General features: G+C 40.9%; 13 protein-coding genes, 1 tRNA gene and 1 pseudogene. 14 read left to right on the top strand and 1 reads right to left on the bottom strand.

The features are described from left to right. The first annotated feature begins 33 nt into the window (after positions 1–33). From Q0I54_RS02095 to Q0I54_RS02060, 8 genes are all read left to right on the top strand, one after another. Positions 34–912, top strand: coding sequence for a YitT family protein (locus Q0I54_RS02095; RefSeq protein ID WP_296116033.1), 879 nt, complete (start codon positions 34–36; stop codon positions 910–912). Positions 913–1,074: 162 nt separating this feature from the next. Continuing rightward, complete coding sequence (locus Q0I54_RS02090) at positions 1,075–2,157, top strand: CdaR family transcriptional regulator (protein WP_296116032.1); 1,083 nt, start codon at positions 1,075–1,077, stop codon at positions 2,155–2,157. Between the two features lie 84 nt (positions 2,158–2,241). Next, positions 2,242–2,928: a cell division ATP-binding protein FtsE gene (gene ftsE, locus Q0I54_RS02085; protein WP_296116031.1), complete on the top strand. Its 687-nt coding sequence runs from the start codon at positions 2,242–2,244 to the stop codon at positions 2,926–2,928. Further along, positions 2,918–3,826, top strand: coding sequence for a permease-like cell division protein FtsX (ftsX, locus tag Q0I54_RS02080; protein WP_296116029.1), 909 nt, complete (start codon positions 2,918–2,920; stop codon positions 3,824–3,826). Before ftsE ends, ftsX begins: the two co-directional genes overlap by 11 nt. Positions 3,827–3,891: 65 nt before the next feature. Beyond that, positions 3,892–5,214, top strand: a complete 1,323-nt coding sequence (locus Q0I54_RS02075) for a murein hydrolase activator EnvC (protein ID WP_296116027.1) — start codon at positions 3,892–3,894, stop codon at positions 5,212–5,214. A gap of 16 nt (positions 5,215–5,230) precedes the next feature. Further along, on the top strand, positions 5,231–6,526 hold the full coding sequence (locus Q0I54_RS02070; protein WP_296116026.1) for a S41 family peptidase: 1,296 nt from the start codon (positions 5,231–5,233) through the stop codon (positions 6,524–6,526). 64 nt (positions 6,527–6,590) lie between these two features. Next, positions 6,591–8,429 carry a glutamine--fructose-6-phosphate transaminase (isomerizing) gene (glmS, locus tag Q0I54_RS02065; protein WP_296116024.1) on the top strand — a complete coding sequence of 613 codons (1,839 nt, stop codon included), beginning with the start codon at positions 6,591–6,593 and terminating at the stop codon, positions 8,427–8,429. A 246-nt stretch (positions 8,430–8,675) separates the two neighbouring features. After that, a tRNA-Gly gene (locus Q0I54_RS02060) sits at positions 8,676–8,748 on the top strand. Between the two features lie 407 nt (positions 8,749–9,155). Here Q0I54_RS02060 and Q0I54_RS02055 read toward each other — a convergent pair. After that, positions 9,156–10,505, bottom strand: coding sequence for a uracil-xanthine permease family protein (locus Q0I54_RS02055; protein ID WP_296116022.1), 1,350 nt, complete (start codon positions 10,503–10,505; stop codon positions 9,156–9,158). Positions 10,506–10,686: 181 nt separating this feature from the next. On the opposite strand from Q0I54_RS02055, the gene Q0I54_RS02050 reads away from it, so the two are divergent. The 6 genes and pseudogenes from Q0I54_RS02050 to Q0I54_RS02025 form a co-directional block, all read left to right on the top strand. Next, entirely contained in the window at positions 10,687–12,195 is a 1,509-nt protein-coding gene (locus Q0I54_RS02050; protein WP_296116020.1) for a sigma-54-dependent Fis family transcriptional regulator, read from the top strand. 256 nt (positions 12,196–12,451) lie between these two features. Next, positions 12,452–13,696, top strand: a complete 1,245-nt coding sequence (locus Q0I54_RS02045) for a cytosine permease (protein ID WP_296116019.1) — start codon at positions 12,452–12,454, stop codon at positions 13,694–13,696. 102 nt (positions 13,697–13,798) lie between these two features. Beyond that, entirely contained in the window at positions 13,799–16,057 is a 2,259-nt protein-coding gene (locus Q0I54_RS02040; RefSeq protein WP_296116018.1) for a pyruvate formate lyase family protein, read from the top strand. Between the two features lie 16 nt (positions 16,058–16,073). Next, on the top strand, positions 16,074–16,376 hold the full coding sequence (locus tag Q0I54_RS02035) for a glycine radical domain-containing protein (protein ID WP_296116016.1): 303 nt from the start codon (positions 16,074–16,076) through the stop codon (positions 16,374–16,376). Then, positions 16,373–17,302: a glycyl-radical enzyme activating protein gene (locus tag Q0I54_RS02030; protein WP_296116014.1), complete on the top strand. Its 930-nt coding sequence runs from the start codon at positions 16,373–16,375 to the stop codon at positions 17,300–17,302. Before Q0I54_RS02035 ends, Q0I54_RS02030 begins: the two co-directional genes overlap by 4 nt. Positions 17,303–17,400: 98 nt before the next feature. Next, positions 17,401–17,496, top strand: a pseudogene (locus tag Q0I54_RS02025) (LysR family transcriptional regulator); the annotation flags it as partial. Between the last annotated feature and the right edge of the window lie 142 nt (positions 17,497–17,638).

The raw sequence follows: 17,638 nt of genomic DNA, 5'->3' as shown, positions 1-17,638 counted from the left end.
CAAGGAGAAGGGTACAATGATAAAGGGGGACTTATGAAAAAGAAGATACAGAATAGATGGCTGCAAGACATCCTTTTTATGATTGTTGGAACAGTGATCATTGCGTTGGCGGTGAAATGCGTATTTGAACCGTTGGACATGGTAACCGGCGGTTTTTCAGGTCTTGCAATTTTGATCAAAGAGATGACCTCTCATCTGGTAAAAGGTGGAATCCCACTGGGGGTAACCTCTTTTGTGCTGAATGTACCGATTTTTATATGGGCTTTTGTGAAAAAAGGTAAGGAATTTGCAGGCAAATCCTTTGTGGCAATGATTTTATTGTCATTTTGGCTGGCAGTTATTCCAGCCTGGGATCTGTCTCAGCAGGATCTGCTGATCGGCTGTCTGTTTGGCGGCGGGCTGATGGGATTCGGTGTCGGTCTGGTGTTGCGGGCACATTGCACTACCGGAGGAACAGATATGCTGGCAGCATTGCTTCATATCCGTTTGAAACAGTATTCTCTTATCCAGATCATGCAGGTGATCGATGCGCTGATCGTAATCGCAGGTTTGTATCTGTTTGGATTAAAAATTGCACTGTATGCGATATTTGCAATATTTGTCATGATGAAGGTATCGGATATCACGGTGGAAGGTCTGAATACGTCCCGTGCGGTATATATCATGTCAGATAAATCGGATGAGATTGCGCAGGCGCTGATGTCAGGTCTTGACCGGGGGGTTACAGGACTGAATGCAAAAGGTATGTATACACATAAGGAACGCTGCATGCTGCTTTGTGTTGTTTCGAAGAAACAGATGGTATATCTGAAGGAAACAGCCATGGCAATAGATCCGAAAGCATTTCTGATCATCAGTGATGCCAGGGAAGTATGGGGGGAAGGTTTTCAGTCCTTTGCGGATAAAATGTGAACAAAGTATAAAAATTGGGGAAATGCATAAAAAAAATTGCATTTCCTCTTTACTTTTTTGGGGCTTTTGTCTTAAAATAGAGATACGTATAAAAAATATATGTAAAAAAGAGAATTGGTTATTGTGAATGTTGTATAAAAATATGCAGGGGGACTTTTTATTATGATTTCAAATCAGATATTGCAAAATACGATCGATGGATTAAAAAATATTACAAGGATAGATTTGTGTATCATTGATACAGAAGGAAAAATCCTTGCAACTACATTTTTAGATGCGGATCGATATATAAGTTCAGCTATGGCACTGGTAGATTCACCGGCAGACAGTCAGGTTGTATCTGGATGTCATTTTTTCAAAGTGTTTGATGATCATCAGCTGGAATATATCCTGTTGGCCAACGGAGACAGTGATGATGTGTATATGATTGGAAAGATTGCAAGTTTTCAAATCCAGAATCTGCTGGTAGCATACAAAGAGCGTTTCGATAAAGACAACTTTATCAAGAACCTGCTGCTGGATAATCTGCTTCTGGTAGATATTTACAATCGTGCCAAGAAACTTCATATTGAAACTGATGTGCGAAGAGTGGTATATATAGTAGAGACCAATCGCGATAAAGAAGGAAATGAGCTGGAGAAGGTACGCAGTATCTTTGAAGGAAAAAATAAAGATTTTGTCACTGCGGTAGATGAGAAAAATATTATCGTGGTCAAAGAAGTGGAAGGTTCCGACAGTGCGAATGACTTGAATAAGACAGCGGAAGTGATTCTTGGTCTGTTTAAGGGTGAAGCGGATGTACATATCGCATATGGTACCGTGGTCAATGAGATCAAAGAAGTATCCAGATCTTATAAGGAAGCGCGCATGGCACTGGATGTCGGAAAAATCTTCTTTGAGGAGCGCAATATTATCGCGTACTCCGCACTGGGCATCGGCCGTCTGATTTATCAGTTGCCGTTACCGCTGTGCAAAATGTTTATCAAAGAAATTTTCGGTGGAAAATCCCCGGATGATTTTGATGAGGAGACACTGACCACCATCAATAAATTCTTTGAAAACAGCCTGAATGTATCCGAGACATCACGTCAGTTATACATTCACAGAAACACTCTGGTGTACCGCCTGGATAAACTTCAGAAGAGCACCGGTCTTGATCTGAGAGTGTTTGAAGATGCCATCACATTCAAGATTGCATTGATGGTTGTAAAATACATGAAATATATGGAAACATTAGATTATTAATTGCTAAGTGTTTGGGGGCACAAAAGAACAGACTTCGTGCCCCCATTTTATGCAAAAAAACATAGTAAGACAAAGGAGGATAAAATGATTACATTAAAAGACGTAAGTAAGTCCTATGTAGAAGGCGTACCTGCATTGGCTGATGTCAATATTCAGATAGATGAAGGCGAATTTGTGTTTGTGGTTGGAGACAGCGGATCCGGTAAATCTACATTAATCAAACTATTACTGAAAGAGCTGGAGCCGACTTCCGGAACCATCGTGATCAATGACAAAATTTTATCACAGATCCCGCATCGCCACGTTCCGAAATTCCGTAGAAATATCGGATGTGTATTCCAGGATTTCCGTCTGTTAAAAGACAGAAATGTATATGAAAATGTTGCATTTGCACAGAGAGTTATTTCAGCGCCGAACCGTTCCATTAAGGAAAAAGTACCGAAGATACTTTCTCTGGTGGGGCTGGCTGCAAAATATAAATCCAAACCAAATCAGCTGTCCGGTGGTGAACAGCAGCGTGTGGCAATTGCAAGAGCACTGATCAATGAGCCAAAGATTTTACTGGCGGATGAGCCGACCGGTAACCTGGATGCAAATAATGCATGGGAGATTATGAAATTACTGGATGAAATCAACAAGCGTGGCACGACGGTTCTGGTAGTCAGCCATAATATGGAAATTGTAGAAGCAATGAAGAAACGTGTTATCACACTGCAGCAGGGGCATGTGGTAAGTGATGTACAGATGGGTGGTGCAGACGATGAAAATTAGTACATTAGGATATACGATCAAGCAGGGTATCAAAAATATCTGGACCAATAAGATGTTTTCAATCGCGTCAATCGCAACCATGGCAGCATGTATTTTTATGTTTGGTATGTTTTATTCCATCGTAGTAAACTTTCAGCATGTGGTAAAAGACGTGGAGTCCAGCGTAGCGATCACGGTATTTTTTGATGAGGGAACGACGCAGGATCAGATTGATGAAATCGGACAGAAGATTGCAATGCGGCCGGAAGTATCAAGTTTTAATTATGTGTCAGCGGATGAAGCCTGGGAAGAATATAAACTGGAATACTTTGATGGAGATGAGGCTGCAGCAGCAAGTTTCGGTTCCGATAACCCGCTGTCCGACAAGGCAAACTATGAGATTTACATGGAAGATATTTCACAGCAGAGCAGTCTGGTATCTTATCTGGAAGGACAGGATCATATCAGCAAGGTTCGTCAGTCTGAGATGGTTGCAAATACATTGACTGATTTTAATAAACTGGTAAGTATCGTATCCGCAGTTATTATTATTATTTTAATTTGTGTTGCAGTATTCCTGATCAGCAATACTGTTCGTACAGGTATTGCAGTCCGTAAAGAAGAAATCGGTATCATGAAAATGATCGGGGCGACGGATTTCTTTGTTCGTTCGCCATTTATTGTCGAAGGTATTCTGATTGGTGCAATCGGAGCAATCATTCCGTTATGCATTTTGTATGCAATGTATGGAAAAATCATTGCTTATGTAGCAAACAGATTTGGCTTCCTGAATAATTTACTGACATTCCTTCCGGCACAGTCTGTATTCCGGATTCTTATTCCGGTAGGACTGATTCTTGGTATTGGTATTGGATACATAGGAAGCCGTGCAACTGTTCATAAGCATATCAACGTATAATGTTGAACAGCAGAAGAATAATTATGTAATCAGATACAGCAGAAAAAGAGTGATAGGGAGATTTGATGATGAAGAGAAGAATCAGGCAAATCACAGGATTGATCATGGCGGCGACACTTCTTGCAACAGCAGCGGGAAGTGCCGGCGCTTCTGCTGCTTCCGGGAGTATTTCTGATGTCCGCGAGAGAAAGAGCCAGCTGGAAAATGACCTGAAGGATGTCAAGGCACTGATCAGTCAGTTACAGGGACAGCAGGGAGATGTGCAGGCAGCGATCAGTGAGCTGGATGCTAAGCTGTCAGCCATCTCAGAAAAGATAGATGATCTGGAAGCACAGACAGAAGAAAAAAATAAAGAGTTAGCAGATTCGGAAGAACAGCTTGCGACAGCGCAGGAAAATGAGGCAGAACAGTATGAAAGCATGAAAGGGCGCATACGTTATATGTATCAAAACTCCGGAATGAACTATCTGGAAGCACTTCTGGAAGCAGGAAGTTTTGCAGAGTTGCTGAAAAAGGTAGAATATATGTCCTCTTTAATGACATATGACAGAGAAAAACTGTCAGAATATCAGCAATTGCAAGCAGAAATTCAGAATGCAGAAGAGATAATTAAGCAGGATAAAGCAGAACTAGAGGCACTTCAGTCTCAGCAGGAAGAAGAGCAGCAGGCAGTAAAGCTGCTGATGCAGGAGAAGGAGCAGCAATTGTCCGGAATCCGTCAGGGACTTTCAGAAGCAGAAGAGAGCGCACAGGAATATGAACAGAAAATTGCAGCAGAAAATCAGCTGATACAAGATATGCTGGCCGCAGAAGAGGCAGCCAGAAAATCAGAAGAAGCAAGAAAGCAGCAGGAGGAACAGAAACGTCAGGAAGAACTGAAAAAACAGCAGGAAGATGCAAACAATAGCAGCAATAGTACTAATTCTGGCAGCAGTTCCGGATCTGCTTCAAATTCCGGGGCAGGTTCTTCAAATGTAAATACAAATAATTCCTATACCGGAGGTGTGTTTACCTGGCCATGCCCATCCAGCACAAGGATCACAAGTGGATTTGGCAAAAGAAATTCACCGACAGCAGGAGCATCCAGTTATCATCAGGGCTATGATATCGGAGCTTCATCAGGAGCTGCAGTTGTCGCAGCGGCAGACGGTATTGTGACGATCACAGGATACAGCAGCGTACTCGGTAATTATGTGATTTTGAGTCATGGTGGCGGACTATTTACGATTTATGAACACTGTTCTTCGGTTCTTGTTTCGAAGGGACAGAGTGTAAGTCGGGGATCTACTATTGCAAAAGTAGGAAGCACTGGCATTTCTACCGGTCCGCATTTACATTTTGGGGTACAATTAAATGGAAAATATGTAGACCCGGGTAATTATCTGTAAGAAGGAGTATTAGAACATGAATCACGAGGAACAGGAAATTTTGGCAGCAGACATGGAGCATACTTCTGCTACGGAAGCAGAGAATCAACCGGAAAAGGGTGGCAATAGAAAAAAGAGAAAACGAAGTGGATTCGGAAAAGGCTTTGTCGCCGGAGCTATCGTGATGGCAGTCATCTGCGGAGGATTATTTGTGATGACTTCCGGTGTGCGTGGATTATCTGCAAGTTCCGATTTGCTGGATAAAAATACGCGGACAAAAATTCAGTCTCTGGCTCAGTATATTCAGTCCAATTATTATGAGGATGTGGATACCGACACATTACAGGAAGGCTTGTATGCAGGTTTATTTGATAATCTGGATGTGTATTCCCAGTATTATACGGCAGATGAGGCAAAACAGCTTTTTGAATCCAATATATCTGGAACATATTGCGGAATCGGAGCAAGTCTGCAGCAGGATGCGGAGACTAAAACGGTTACAGTCATGCATGTATACGATGGTTCTCCTGCTCAGGAAGGCGGATTGAAAGAAGGCGATGTGATCGTGTCAGCAGATGATTATGAAGCAGCGTCCATGGATCTGACTGAATTTGTCAATCATATTCGCGGAGAAGAAGATACAAAGGTACATCTGGTGATCACACGTTCCGGTGAATCTGAAAATCTGGAATTTGATATTACGAGAAAAAATCTGGTGCTTCCAACGGTTACCAGCCAGATGCTGAAAAATAATACCGGATACATACAGGTGACAGAGTTTACCGAGCATACAACGGAGCAGTTCGAGGAAGCACTGCAGACCTTGCAAAATCAGGAAATGACATCACTGATCGTGGATCTGCGTTCCAATCCGGGTGGTATGCTGACTTCTGTGTGTGATATGCTGGATGATATTTTACCGAAAGGCCTGTTGGTGTATACAGAGGATCGGAGTGGAAACCGGGAGGATTATAATTCTACGGATGACAAATCACTGGATCTTCCGCTGGCAGTTCTGGTAAACGGATACAGTGCAAGTGCATCGGAAATTTTTGCCGGAGCCATTCAGGATCGGAAAGCAGGTACGATCGTAGGAACGACCACTTATGGAAAAGGTGTGGTACAGTCGATTTTGTCCCTGAAAGACGGAAGTGCTTTTAAACTGACTACAAGTCGGTATTTCACGCCAAATGGTACCTGTATACAGGGAATTGGCATTACGCCGGATGTAGAGCTGGATTATGAATTTACGGGTTCGGAAGATGCCACATACAGTGTGGATTACGACAACCAGATTCAAAAGGCACTGGAAATCTTGCAACAGCAGCAGTAATATGATATGATGAAATGTAACGTTTAGAAACTAAAAAGTAAGATAGATAGGAGATTATCAATATATGTGTGGAATTGTAGGCTATATTGGAGAACAGCAGGCAGCCCCGATTTTACTTGCAGGTCTTGCAAAACTGGAGTATCGAGGCTATGATTCAGCCGGTATTTCTGTCCGTGATGAAGAGACTGGAAATATCGAGATCGTAAAGGCGAAAGGCCGTCTTCGTACCCTGATTGAGAAGACGGACGAGGGACATTCCGTAAAAGGAACCTGTGGTATTGGTCATACCCGTTGGGCTACTCACGGAGAGCCATCTGAAAACAATGCGCATCCGCATTGTTCTGATGATAAAAATGTCGTTCTCGTACACAACGGTATTATCGAGAACTTCCAGGAACTGAAAGAAAAATTAGTAAAACGCGGTTATACTTTTTATTCTGAGACAGATACAGAAGTAGCAGTAAAATTAATTGATCATTACTACAAAAAGACAGCATCTCCGCTCACAGCAATAGCGACAGCAATGCTTCACATCAGAGGTTCTTATGCATTTGGAGTGCTTTTTAAAGATTACCCGGGCAAAGTTTTTGCAGCAAGAAAAGACAGCCCGCTGATCATTGGAAAAAATGAAACAGGTTCTCTGATCGCATCTGACGTACCGGCCATCCTGGATCAGACACGTAATGTATATTACATTGGAAATATGGAAATTGCTGAGCTGACAAAAGATGAGATCCATTTCTACAATACAGATGAAGAAGAAATCGAAAAAGAAATGGTTGAGATCAAATGGGATGCTGAGGCAGCAGAAAAAGGCGGCTATGAGCATTTCATGCTGAAAGAGATCCATGAGCAGCCAAAGGCTGTTCAGGATACAGTTGGAGCTTATGTAAAAGACAATGTCGTTGATTTTTCCGAGATTGGCCTGACAGATGAGGATTTGGCCGGTATTGAGCGTGTTTATATCGTAGGTTGTGGTTCTGCTTATCATGTGGCGATGGCTGCAAAATATGTACTGGAAGATATGACTCAGGTTCCGGTTGAGATTGATATTGCTTCTGAGTTCCGTTACCGTAATCCAATCCTGATGAAAAATTCACTGGTAGTGATCATTTCCCAGTCCGGAGAGACAGCAGACAGTCTTGCAGCGCTGCGTCTGGCAAAAGAAAAAGGTGTGTCCGTGCTGGGCATTGTAAACGTAGTAGGCTCCAGTATTGCCCGTGAGAGTGATTACACTTTATATACTTATGCGGGTCCGGAGATTTCCGTGGCAACAACAAAAGCGTACAGCACACAGCTGATCGCAATGTATCTGTTTGCAATGCGTCTGGCACAGGTGAAAGGTCTGCTCAGTGAGGAAGCATGTGCAGACATGATCACAGAATTAAATGCACTGCCGGCTAAGATTCAGAAGATTCTGGATGACAAAGAGCGTATCCAGTGGTTTGCAAGCAAATATGCAAATGCAAAAGACATGTTTTTCCTTGGACGCGGTCTGGATTATGCCATTAGTCTGGAAGGCAGTCTGAAAATGAAAGAAATCAGTTATATTCATTCAGAGGCTTATGCCGCAGGTGAGTTAAAACATGGAACTATCAGTCTGATTGAGGATAATACATTGGTTGTCGGAGTGCTGACACAGAGTGGTCTTTATGAGAAAACCATCAGCAATATGGTTGAGGTAAAGAGCCGTGGTGCATATCTGATGGGACTGACCACATATGGCAATTATGGTATTGAAGATACCGCAGATTTCTCTGTTTACGTGCCAAAGACAGATCCACACTTTGCAACAAGTCTGGCTATCATTCCATTACAGTTACTGGGATACTATGTCAGTGTAGCAAAAGGTCTGGATGTAGATAAGCCGAGAAACCTTGCAAAATCTGTAACCGTAGAGTAAATATTATATTTAGAGAAATCCTGGATAGCACGAAATCTATATTCAGGATTTCTTTTTGTCTGCGAAGAAAGGAAGCATTGGATGTCGGTAATGCAAGCAGAGATGCACGTTTTGAAAATGTGTGAATTTTCAGAAAAATATATATAAATTCGAACTTTAATTTTTCGTGGAAAAAGCGTTGACAGAAACAAGTTTATCCTGTATATTATGTCTTGTGTTCAGCAAGAGCACAACAAAATAAGAAATGCGCGAGTGGCTCAGTTGGTGGAGCGCGACCTTGCCAAGGTCGAGGCCGCGGGTTCGAGTCCCGTCTCGCGCTTTTTTCATGCAAAGGGATATCCGAGAGGATATCCCTTTTTGCATGAAATGAGCCCTGACGGGCTCAAACAGGATTCGGAGAATCCTGTTCGAGGTCTCAGAGGACCTAAAGTCCTCTTCGGTCGGCGCTAACCATTGGTCTCCCAGACCAATAGCGCCGTCTCGCGCACAATAAAACGAAACGTTAAAAAATGTGCAATTTGGCAGAATGGAAAGCTTAAGGAAAAAGTAGAAATAAAGATTTGTATTTTGTATTAACAACAGATAATGTATCTGCGGCAACTCAATAAAGTCAAAAAGAGAAAAACCACTTTTAACATCTAAGCGAGGCGTCTTAGCCTACGTGATGTCTAAAAGTGGTTTTTTGATTCACTATGTAAAGTAAATTGTTGCCGCTTCACAAATTCACTAATCTTGTTTGGATTTTTTGCGTAGCAGTATGTGTTCCATTAAGAGTGCTACGATTAATCCCATGATCAGTCCGTTGGAAACAATATAGCGCAGCATCTGCGGTAATGTCATAAAAGCATCTGCATTCAGGAACATGATACCTGCACCGATCATAAAGGAAATTCCGATAATGAAGCCTTCACGATTGGTCAGTTCTACTTTTTTAAACTCCTGAATGCCCTGTTGAAGCATCATTGCAAAGACGATCATCATGGCAGAATATCCAACCGCCGGCGGAATTGCTGCAAAGAATGTACAGATCGGAGCAATTACACCAAGAAGCATCATAAAGAGTCCACCGATGATAAAAGGTCCTCTGGCAGCAACACGTGTCAGTTTTGTTGTACTTGGTGCAGAAGCAAATGGCACAAATCCGGTAACCGGGAATATACCACAGAGTATGGCGGTACAACCAAAGAGAACGGTACTTCTTTTTACCTGTTTTGGTGTGTTTTCTGTTCCAAGTAATTCGGACATTCCGTTAAGGCTGGTTGCAAAGTTGGAAAACAGCATAAATTCACCAATCAGGCATGTAATGATAACACTTGGATTAATGGTAGGAGTTCCCCAGGCAAATGGCTGTGGAACGGCAATGAAACCATTTCCGGAAGAAATGAAATCCGGTGAAATGCCAAGCGCATATGCCATGATCCATCCACATACAACGCCGATCAGGGTTGCAATGGACTGCAAAAATCCTTTGGCTTTCAGGTTAATCACTAAGATCACTGCAGTTGTAACCAAAAAGACGATAAGAAATTTGGGCTGGATGGATTTGTATCCAGAAGAAATACCAGTTGCACCTTTTATAACTGTAGAGCTCATCTGCATAACCATGAGGATAAGAAAGGTTCCGTTTACAATGGGGGTAAATACCTTAAGAATTTTATCTACCAGTCCGGTCAGGGCAACGATAATAACCATGATACCGGCAATGATCATACCAAGTTCCATATTAGTTCGTAAAATGGCAAGATCCTGACCGAAAGAGGTACAGGTCTCTGCAAGAATGATCAGAAGCCCCATCCACAGTCCGGCAGGTCCGTCAATAATCGGATAACGGTGTCCGAGGACTGCCTGCAAAATGGAAATACCGCCACTGAGTAAAAAGGTTCTCTGCAGCATTTGCGCGATTTCTGCCTGGTCCAGTCCAAGATATGCACCTATGATAACTGGCATAATGGCACTTCCGGCAAGAAAGTAAACCAGATACTGTACGCCATAGATGACAGATTGTCCGGCGGGGACTTTATCTTCCAGATCATAGAGCATGCCATGCTTGTCTAAAGTTGTCTGTGTCTGTTTCATAACATTATCTCCTTGTTAAATTGGTATACCATGAGTATACAATTTGAAATAGAAAAAAGCAATACATACCGTTGGGTTACCTGAAGAAGATGGGGTATTTATTGCGGAATGTTCTTGAAATTAGTATAATAGAAACAGCTTACAGCGGAGTATGTATGAAGTACAGAAAGGAAAAATTTGTATGGAAGATGTTTTATGTATAGATGATTTGGAAAGAAAATTAGAGCAGTTACAGACAATGTTAACTGATTCGGATAATGTAAAAGAAGACATATTGGAATTTACAGAACAAATGCTTGAGATGATTGCGAAATATAAAAAGGAACAGATAGATTTTCAAATGATTTGTGATCATCTGAATACGACGCTGTTTGTCACGGATGATAAAGGATGTGTTTGCTATGTCAATCCCGCTTATGAAGAACGTACTGGGTTAAGGAAAGAGTATATTCTTGGAAAAACGATTTTTGAATTGCAAAAAGAAAACATCATTCAGTGTGATGTCATTCCAAGAATGCTGAAAGAGAAAAAACCGATTAATGCCATTGGGTATGTGGTATCTACCGATTATCGTGGATTTATAGCGGGGATTCCGGTAAAGGATGAAAACGGAAAATTACGATATGCAATGACGACAGACTGGGATGTTACATCAATTATGGAGATGGAAAATCGTCTGAGGCAGTTACAAAAGGGAGAGATTCGTGTAAATACAGATGAATTTGGAATACCACCTGCACATACTATTGATGATGATGAAATTTTATATACCAGTGATGTGATGAGGGATTTGATTTCGTTGGCGAAAACGGTAGCGCAGACAGATGTGAGTGTTTTGATCACCGGAGAAACCGGAACCGGAAAGGAGCTTCTTTCCAAAGTAATTGTGAAATATAGTTGTCGCGCAGATAAACCTTACATAAAGGTCAATTGTGCAGCGATACCACAGGATCTGTTGGAATCAGAATTGTTCGGATATGAGGAAGGTGCATTTACAGGAGCAAAGCGCGGAGGAAAAAAAGGAGCATTCGAGCAGGCAGAAGGGGGAACTATTTTACTGGATGAAATCGGAGAACTTCCTTTTCAGGTGCAGGCAAAACTGCTTAGAGTTTTACAGGAGAATGAAGTAAATCGAGTTGGCGGTCAACAGGCAATAAAGTTAAATGTGCGTGTTATTGCAGCAACGAACCGTAATTTGCTTCAGGAAATACGAAATGGAAATTTCAGAGAGGATTTATATTACAGATTAAATATTTTGCCGTTGGAGTTGCCGCCACTAAGAGACAGAGCAGAGGATATTCCCTTTTTGGTTGGAAGATTTTTAGAGGAGTTTGATGAGAAATATAAAAAAATTACTTTGATAGAAGCTGATGCAATGCAGTTACTACGCCATTATGATTGGCCTGGAAATATTCGTGAATTGAGAAATATGATGGAACGTTTGGTGATTCTTGGGAAAGATGGACGAATTACATGTTCGGAGATCCAAAAAGTGTTTGGAGTAACGGGAATATGTGTATCAACAAGTCAAGAAGAAAAATATACGTTAAAAGAGGCTGTAGAACAGTTTGAAAAGCAAATGATTCAGAAGGCCATTCTTAAGGAAGGAAATAAGAAAAAGGCGTCAGAGGCGTTAGGGTGTGAAAGAACCACTTTTCTGAAAAAGTGTAAAAGATATGAGATAGAGTAGAATAGTTAAGTAAATATCCGAGAGTGAAAAAATTCACATATAGTGTGCGTTTTTTCACTCTTTTTTCTTGCATATAGATATATCTGAATCGAAAAAGTAGTAGGAATAAGCATAATTACCAAAAGAAAGATTGCAGAGCGAAAATATAGTAGATTTTTTGGTGAAAATATACAGAAAATTCTCTTTGATAAAAAATGGTATAGAATTTGCAGATGATAGAAGTATAAAAATTAACACCAAAGAAGGGAGAAAAACTATGGAAAAGACAAAAAAAATAGGACCAGTGGCGTTAGGTGCCGTATTTATGGCTTACTTTTGCAGTATTACAGCCGTACCGACAGGAGGTCTGGTAGGGCAGGGCGCAAAATTCACTACAGGACTGGCAGGAATGGCTCTGGGATTCGTGATTGGAGCATTGCTAATTGCATTATCAACAATGATTGGCTATAAAACCGGATTAAAGAAAGATGCTGTCTGGAAGCAGATGTTTGGAAGACAGGGATTTCGGATTTTTTCATTTGCAGTAGCATTTTGTATGGCATTTTGGGCTTGCTTCGATTTATTTAATGCTGCTCAAGCAGTATATAATATCTTTCCGGAAGGATATAAGAATTTTGGATTTGCACTGGCAATGGTAATTTTACTTGTTGTTACGATTATTGGTGGTGTTTATGGAATGGATGGTGTTAAATTGATTTCTAATATCAGTATTCCAATCGCCATTGTTCTGTTTGTTATTATTTATATTGTATCTGTCAGACATGCAGGTGGACTGGAAGGCCTTATGGCATATCAGCCAACAGAGACTACTTACACAATAGGAACGATTGCACAGACTATGGTTGGTATGTGGATGGCAGGTTATGTAGGAGCGATTGATCTGACTACAGATGCCAAAAATAAAAAATCTGTTATTTTTGCGGCAGTTTGCGGATCTGCCTTTGTATTACTCTGCTTCTTGGTAGGCCAGGTTGGATTCATGGGTACAGGTGTACATACACTTGCAGATATCTGTGCATCTCTGGGTGGAGCAATCTTCCTGATTGGAAGTATTTTCGTTATGATCGCACAGGGAAATACAACACCGGCATGCGATTATATGTATAGCAACTCGTTTGCAGCAGTATTTAACACTACCAGAAAATGGTTTGCAATTATTATTCCGTTGGTTGCAGGCGTGATCTCATTTGTAATCATGTATGGTCCAGGTGTTGATTTTATTAATACAATTGTAACTGCAATTGGAACAATCATGGCACCGTTAGTAGCTGTAATGCTTACAGATTTCTATATTGTTCATAAAGGAAAACTTGAGATAAAAGAGGAAAAAGATCTTCCGGTTGTTAATGCGCGTCCGGTTATTTGTATCATAATTGGTCTGGCACTCTCTTTTGCATTGAAATTAGTTCCTGCTGTTAAACTGAGTACATTTTTAGTATTGATCGTTACAGCGGTTTTATATGCAATTGTAGCAAATGCTGGTGCTAAAAAGAATAGTTAATAAGCGAAGCTGAGGATGAATGGCGAAACTGATCATAAAGACAGAGTGGTACAGTGATTAGTTTCGCCGATGAATATCGGATAGAAGAAAAGAGGGAAAACAATGGAAAAGATAATAGAAGTAGGCAGTAAGGGAGGTATGGAAATGCGTACCGGTCAGATTACTGCAGTAGGCTGTACCGAACGTATCCGCAAATTAAATGGAATTCTTCATGCGGCGAGACCGAATTTGGAAATGCAGAGAACGCGTGTGTTTACAAATTATTTTAAAAATCATGAGAGTGAATCTCAGATTCGTAAAAGATATTTTGCTATGGCGGAGGTATATCGCACCTTACCGATCCATATTGAACCGGGAGAGCGTCTGCTTGGATGGCAGGGAGAAAAAATACGATGCAATAATTTCAGTATTGAGTCACATGCACATTGGCTGGAGTCAGATTTTGATACATTTGAAACCAGATTATTTGATCCCTGGAAAATTGATGCGAAAGACAAGGAAGAACTGAAAAATGAGCATATTCCATATTGGAAGGATAAGACATTAACTTCAAAATTTCGGGCACAGACAAGAGAACCGGATGTTTTGTTATCTTCCGGTTATGTAGATTGCAGTAACTATATATCAAATCCGGGTTCCCATTTTGTACCGGATTGTCATGAACTTTTTAAAATCGGATACCGCGGATATTATGAAAAATGTAAAAAATTATTATCAGAGCTTGATTTGGTTGATCCGGATAATATCAGAAAGCAGGATTTTTATATTGGAATGATGGAAGTCTGCAAGGGAATCCGCGATTATGGTATTCGACTGCATCAGGCGGCAGACGCACAGGCAGAGCAGGAAACAGATCCTGAACGAGCAGAGGAATTAAGAGTTGCCGGAAAACGAGCAGAGAAAATCTGTTGGGATGTTCCGGAAAATTTTGCAGAAGCATTACATGCCGTATGGCTTAATACAATGATGCTGAATGTGGAAGCATCTGGGCCGTGTATCAATGTGGGACGTTTGGATCAGCTGTTATGGCCGTATCTGGAGAATGATCTTCAGAGTGGTGTAGAAACAGTAGAGAGTGCTTTGGAATGGATGGAAGAATATAATATTAAATGCTGTAACATTCCGTGGTTGCTTCCAGAAGGACTGGCACATTGTTTTGGAGGTTATTATCGTTGGACTGGCGGTTATAGTGTTGGCGGTTATGATGCAAATGGAAATGATGCCGTGAATTTATTGTCCTATATTTGCCTGAGAAGTGCACGTGACACACGTACAACAGCACCGGCAGTACATGTACATATTGGAAGTAAGACACCGGAATCTTTCCTGATGGAAGCGGTAAAACTTGCAGCAGAAGGACTGGGGCATCCGTCATTCTTTGACATCGACAGTGTTTATAACATGATTCAGTATAATGGTGCCGGTCTGAATGGGGCAAACAATCTACCGTTAAAATTGATTCGTGAGCGTGCAACAACGGTAGGCTGCGTGGAACCGAAAATTGAAGGCTACTGTTATGGACATACAAATGCAAATATTACAAATCTTGGAAATACAGTCAGTCTGACGCTGACAAATGGTATTTTGCCGGAAGGTTGTCCGGGATATGGAGCCGGTACAAGAATTGGTTGTGAGAGCGGGGATCCGCGTACATTTAAAACATTCGATGAATTTTATGAAGCATTCATGCGTCAGTACAAGTATCAGATCAATCTGTGTCAGGAACATATGCTTGTAGCAGAGCGGTTGTTGGCAGAAGAACATCAGATGCCTCTTTTTACTATGATGGCAACGAATGCAATTGAAAAAGGTATCGATGTTGTTGCTGGTGGAGCTATGCTGAATTCAGGTCCACATTACATGCTTACCGGTGTTGCTGATATGGGAGATTCTCTGGAAGTAGTGAAAAAGCTTGTTTATGATGATAAAGTGATTTCCATGGATGAGCTGTTGAAAGCTGTTGAAGCAGATTTTGAAGGATATGAGGAAATTCGTCAGATGTGCCTCAATGCACCAAAATATGGAAATAATATCGATGAGGTTGATATGCTTACATCAAAAGCTTTGCAGGATTGTGCAGAATACTGTGCAACATTAAAATGTGGAAGAGCCGGAAACTATTCTTCTGCAGGAGTTCAGCCAACGCAGACAAATGTAGCAATGGGAGAGATGTGTTGGGCACTTCCGTCAGGACGAAAAGCTTTAACTCCATTAGCAGATACACTCTCAGCAGAACAGCATATGGATGTGAATGGTCCGCTGGCAGCGATACAGTCATATGGTAAAATTAATCACAGTGCATGCACGAATGGAACAATTTTGAATATGTGGATTAGCAAAACTGATTTAATTGCAGAATAAGAAAGGGAGATTATTCATGAAATGCTATGATGTAAAAAAAGTTGGTATAGATGCATTACTTCCTGATCCGGAAGAAGAACATTATAAACATCAGGGAATCAACAAGATGGCAGCATTGATCCGGACAGCGTTGTGTGATGAACATATTCATCATATGCAGTTTAACTGTCAGGATAAGAAGGTACTTCTGGATGCACAAAAACATCCGGAAAAATACCCGACATTAATGGTTCGTGTGGCCGGATACAGCGTATATTTTACAGATCTGGGAAAAGAAGTTCAGGATGATATCATTAATCGTACGGAGCACCATGTATGACAGGTACCATTTTCGATATCAGTCATTATATGCTGGAGGATGGACCGGGAATCCGTACCAATGTATTTGTGAAAGGATGCCCCTTGCGCTGTAAATGGTGCAGTAATGCATATGGACTGGAAAAGAGAATACAGCTATCTTATAAAGCGCAGAAATGTGCGGGATGTGGAAAATGTATTCAGGTATGCCCTGAAAATGCGATTGCATGGAATGATGAAAAACATGTTGTTATTCAGAATTTTGAAAAATGCAGACAGTGCCTGAAATGTGTACATATATGTACTTTTCAGGCACGCACTCAGGTTGGTGTAGAAAAAACAGTCGATGAAGTTGTAAAAGCTGTTCTGGAGGATAGAATGTTTTATCGCCGTGGTGGCGGTGGTGTCACGTTATCTGGAGGTGAAATATTAGGTCAGGCGGACTTTGTCAGCGAGATATTGAAAAAATGTGTTTATCATGGTATCCACACTGTAATTGAGACAAGTGGCTATGGAAAATGGGAAGATTTAAAACGGATTCTTAGTTACACAGAGCTTGCTTTTATTGATTGCAAATGCATGAACCAAGAAAAACATAAAGCGCTTACAGGAGTAAGCAATGAAATAATTCTTGAAAATATAGTACGGGCAGCTGCGTGGTGTGAAGAACATGGAAAAGAGCTGATCATACGCTTGCCGTTGATTCCAACATTAAATGACGATGATACAAATGTACGTGATACAGCAAAGTTCGTAAAAAAATTACATGGGAAACCGCTATTAAATGTGCTTCCATACCACAATTTTGGCGCATCTAAATATGAAACCATTGGAAAAGAATATTTGACAGAGAATTTAAAACCACAGGAATCAGAAGATTTGCAACAGATAAAAAATGTTTTGAAGGAGACTGGCGTAAGGTTTTCTGTTGGAGGATACGATATTTAAATCCCATTTGCAGTATATTTATCCAGTGCCAGTTGAACGGACAGATAACAAACAGGTGTTTTACAGTATTAGTATCTAGGATGAAGCAATTCTATTAAAAAAGGCGTACCCTGGAGATACTTAATCTTGAGGAAAGGACACTTGAGGAACTGAAAGGAAAAGAAGAGGTTGTAGAGGGCACGATAACCATTGGATAAAAAGAGATAATATAAACAAAAAGAAAAGTCTTGACAAATAAACGACCGTTTACTGTTATTAGGATGTAAACGGTCGTTTATTTATTTTGGAGGAAATGTGCATGGGTAATAGGAAAGAGGAAATATTAATTGTGGCACT

This window comes from uncultured Eubacterium sp., from assembly GCF_934295145.1.
GTDB lineage: Bacteria > Bacillota > Clostridia > Lachnospirales > Lachnospiraceae > Eubacterium_I.
This window is presented reverse-complemented; position numbering and strand designations above follow the sequence as displayed.